Raw genomic sequence first — 4,250 nt, 5'->3', positions numbered from 1 at the left:
AACCGGTTGGATTGGAAAAGGAGAGCCGTGTTAGATCGGGAAGTGGAGTATATGAAAGGACTAATTTCGCTCAGGAAAAATCATGCTGTTTTTAGGTTAAGCACACCTGAGGAAATTGAGGAGCATTTACAATTCATTGATGCTCCGCCAAATGCGGTTGCATTTACTTTAAAACATAATGATTACAAAATTGCAGTGATTCATAATGCAAATTGGGACACGATAACCATTTCCCTTCCCCACGAAGGTGATTGGTCTGTTTTAGTGGATGGTCAGCGGGCGGGCCTGGAAGAAATAGAAAGGGTTAAAAGTCAGATTACCGTTGCCCCTTTAAGTTCGTTTGTACTGAAAACAAATTCTAACGAATGATAATAAAGTCGAAGTGAGTGAATCCTATGTCTCACTTTGACTTTATTTCATTTTATGATATGAAAATTATTGGTCATATGAAATCTTCCACTATTTTCTATCGCAAGTTTGAGAAAAAATGTGCGGGGGTAGAAAATACTTAATGATGAATTTTATCGTTTTTTAAGAGGGGAGCGATTATTTTGCCAGAGAAAGTACAGATAACAATCAATGGTGTCGAGGCCAGCCTGGAAGGTAATCAAACAATTTTACAAATGCTGACGGATAGCTCGATTGAAATCCCGAATGTTTGTTACCATCCTAGCCTGGGGCCTATCGAAACATGTGATACATGTTTAGTGAGCGTTAATGGAGAACTTGTAAGGTCTTGTTCCACCAAGATCAAGGCTGGGGATGTAATCGATACAGTTGCACCAGATGTAAAAGAAGCACAGGTCATGGCGATGGACAAGATATTGTATAACCATGAGCTTTATTGTACGGTTTGCGATTATAATAATGGCACTTGTGAAATCCACAATACGGTTAAGGAAATGAGGGTAAATCATCAAAGTGTTCCTTTTGATCAAAAACCATATGAAGTAGATCGGTCAAATCCATTTTATCGATATGATCCGGATCAATGCATCCTTTGCGGCCGTTGTGTTGAAGCATGTCAAGATGTACAGGTCACTGAAACATTGACCATTGATTGGGAAGCTAAACGCCCGCGAGTCATTTGGGACAATAATGTTCCAATCAACGAATCATCATGTGTGTCATGTGGACACTGTTCCACAGTTTGTCCGTGTAATGCAATGATGGAAAAAGGAATGGAAGGGGAAGCTGGATTTTTAACCGGCATCGCTAAACAAACTCTTCGACCCATGATAGAAATCACGAAAAATGTTGAAACGGGATATGGTTCGATTTTAGCGATTTCAGATATGGAATCAGCCATGAGGGATGCAAGGATCAAGAAGACAAAAACGGTTTGTACATACTGTGGGGTAGGATGCAGCTTTGACGTTTGGACCAAAGATCGTAAAATCCTAAAAATCGAACCGCAAGTGGAGGCACCTGCAAATGGAATTTCGACTTGTGTAAAAGGGAAATTCGGATGGGATTTCGTGAATAGTGAAGAAAGACTCACAAAACCTTTAATTAGAGAAGGAGATGCGTTCAAGGAAGTTGAATGGGATGAAGCCCTTGAATTGATTTCCCGAAAATTCACCGAAATTAAAGAGTATCACGGACCGGATTCAATGGCTTTCATAACGTCTTCCAAATGCACCAATGAAGAGTCCTATTTAATGCAAAAGCTGGCAAGGGGAATCATTGGCACCAATAACGTGGATAACTGTTCCCGGTATTGTCAAACGCCGGCTACTTTAGGATTATTCAGAACGGTTGGATATGGCGGGGATACAGGAGGGATAAAAGATATCGAAAAGTCCGAACTTGTATTGATCATAGGCTCCAATACATCCGAATCCCACCCCGTTTTGGCTACCAGAATCAAACGTTCCCATAAACTAGGTAAACAGAAGCTGATTGTGGCGGACCTCAGAAAGCATGAAATGGCTGAACGTTCCGATCTCTTCATCCAGCCTGCTCCGGGGTCGGATATCATTTGGCTGTCCGCCGTGACTAAATATATCGTCGACAAAGGTTGGACAGATAAAAACTTCATCAAAAATCGTGTAAATGGGATGGAGGAATACATCAGGACTTTAGAACCTTACACAATGGAATATGCGGAAAAAGTAACAGGGATAGCTAAAGAAGATTTAATTTCGCTTGCAGAAGCCATTCATGAAGCGGGGAGCGTCGCAACGCTCTGGGCCATGGGAGTTACCCAGCATGGCGGAGGAAGCGATACGAGTACTGCAATTTCCAATTTATTGCTCATAACAGGCAACTACGGTAAACCTGGAACAGGTACTTATCCTTTACGCGGACATAATAATGTCCAAGGAGCCAGCGACTTTGGCAGTATGCCGGATCGCTTGCCAGGTTACGAAAAAGTAACGGACAAAAACGTACGTGCGAAATATGAAAACATCTGGGGTGCAAAAATACCAGAAAACCCTGGCCTTAATAATCATGAAATGGTCGAAGGGATTCATGCAGGTACCATCAAGGCAATGTACTTAAAAGGAGAAGATATGGGTTTGGTCGATTCCAATATCAATCATGTTCATGAAGCATTTGAAAAACTGGACTTCTTTGTGGTACAAGATATCTTTTTATCAAGAACGGCAGAATTCGCGGATGTAGTCCTCCCAGCAAGCCCAAGCTTTGAAAAAGAAGGTACCTTCACGAATACCGAACGCCGTATTCAACGTCTATATCAAGTCTTTGAACCGTTGGGTGACTCAAAACCTGATTGGCAAATCATTATGAATGTAGCTAATTCGTTAGGAGCAGGTTGGAATTATGAGCACCCAAGTGAAATCATGGACGAAGCAGCAAAACTATCACCATTATATGCTGGAGTAAGTTATGAACGCTTGGAAGGATATAAAAGTCTCCAATGGCCAGTGGCACCAGATGGTAAAGATACGCCGCTTTTATTCACGGAAGCTTTTCCTTTCCCCGATGGAAAAGCAAGGTTTTTTCCAGTCGAATGGACCAGACCGATTGACTTTGGGGATGAGTTTGATATCCATGTGAATAATGGCCGATTGTTGGAACATTTCCACGAAGGTAACATGACTTATAAATCAAAAGGCCTCATTTCCAAAACGCCAAAAGTATTCCTTGAGGTATCACGGGAATTGGCAAAAGATAGAGGGCTTGAGGATGGCACTCTTGTTCGGCTAACTTCACCATATGGAAATGCAAAAGTGCAATGCCTGATTACAGATCGTGTAAAAGGTAAAGAGGTTTATCTGCCGATGAACGATTCAGGTGACGGGGCAATCAACCAATTGACAAGCAGCCATTCAGATAAAGATACCGATACCCCTGCCTATAAGGAAGTTCAGGCAAAAATGGAAGTGCTTAGGGTCAAGGGAGATAATCCATTGCCGAGCATCAACCATCGAAATGGTAATCCACAACCACAGATAGGTGTACAAGTACAAAAAAAATGGGCCCGCGAAGATTATATATTCCCAGGTGACCTCTTGAAAATCAAAAAGGAGGAGAGGAACCGTGGCTAAAGCGACAAAAGTGATCAATCGAATCACCTTAAACGATGAAGAAAGAAGAAGAATTGAACTCGAGGAGATAGAGCGTACCCTTTTGGAAAATAAAGAAGTGATTAAAGAAACGTTTGAAGTTATGAAAGGCATGCAGGATCGTGGGATATTATCAATGGTTAACAGTTTGTTGAAGGAAGGGGACAAAGTGCTGAACATTCTGGTCAAAACAGCAGACACCCCAGAAACATCAAATACGCTAAAAAATCTCCTTCTCATACTTGGCACTTTAGGATCACTTAATGTTCAGCAGCTTGAACCGCTTATCCTTAAAGTCAATTCAGGGATTGCCCGTGTGGCCGAAGCGGATAAAACTCCTGATAAGCCAAGCTATCTAGCATTGATGCGTTCCTTGAATGACCAAGAAGTCAAACAAGCCATGACTTTTCTGATGACCTTCCTTAAAGGAATGGGAGAAGATACAAGCGATTTAGAAAGAACTACCCAACTACCAGAGAATCAGCAATTGCATAAAGCGAATGAAACAGCAGACATAGAACGGCCGACCACAAGAAAATCATACGGATCAAGTATACCCAGTGAAGGCGGAAGAGGAAAAAAACGATATACCAGCTGGTTTTGGATCGCTGCAGGAGTTTCACTCGTAACCATTCCGCTAACTTTATCGAGAAGTAAGAATTAAGGATCTTTGCTCGTTCGTCTCAGGAATATTGGAATGTTAGTAAAGGTGACGAA

Annotated in this window: 1 protein-coding gene and 2 pseudogenes; all 3 read left to right on the top strand. The window is 41.8% G+C overall.

Annotated features, from left to right (window positions below; translation table 11 throughout):
* Positions 1–369, top strand: a pseudogene (locus ACFVSH_RS23535) (type I pullulanase); the annotation flags it as partial.
* A 182-nt stretch (positions 370–551) separates the two neighbouring features.
* Positions 552–3,515 (top strand): formate dehydrogenase subunit alpha, encoded by a 2,964-nt coding sequence (gene fdhF, locus ACFVSH_RS23530; RefSeq protein WP_387708131.1) that lies wholly within the window; start codon positions 552–554, stop codon positions 3,513–3,515.
* Positions 3,508–4,029: pseudogene (locus tag ACFVSH_RS23525) on the top strand (helical membrane plugin domain-containing protein); the annotation flags it as partial. The gene fdhF and the pseudogene ACFVSH_RS23525, both read left to right, overlap by 8 nt.
* Positions 4,030–4,250 lie beyond the last annotated feature (221 nt).

The sequence above is a fragment of the Peribacillus sp. NPDC058002 genome (assembly GCF_042886655.1).
Lineage (GTDB): Bacteria > Bacillota > Bacilli > Bacillales > DSM-1321 > Peribacillus > Peribacillus aracenensis.
The sequence above is the reverse complement of the archived record's forward strand: the minus strand, read 5'-3'. Positions and strand labels throughout refer to the sequence as shown.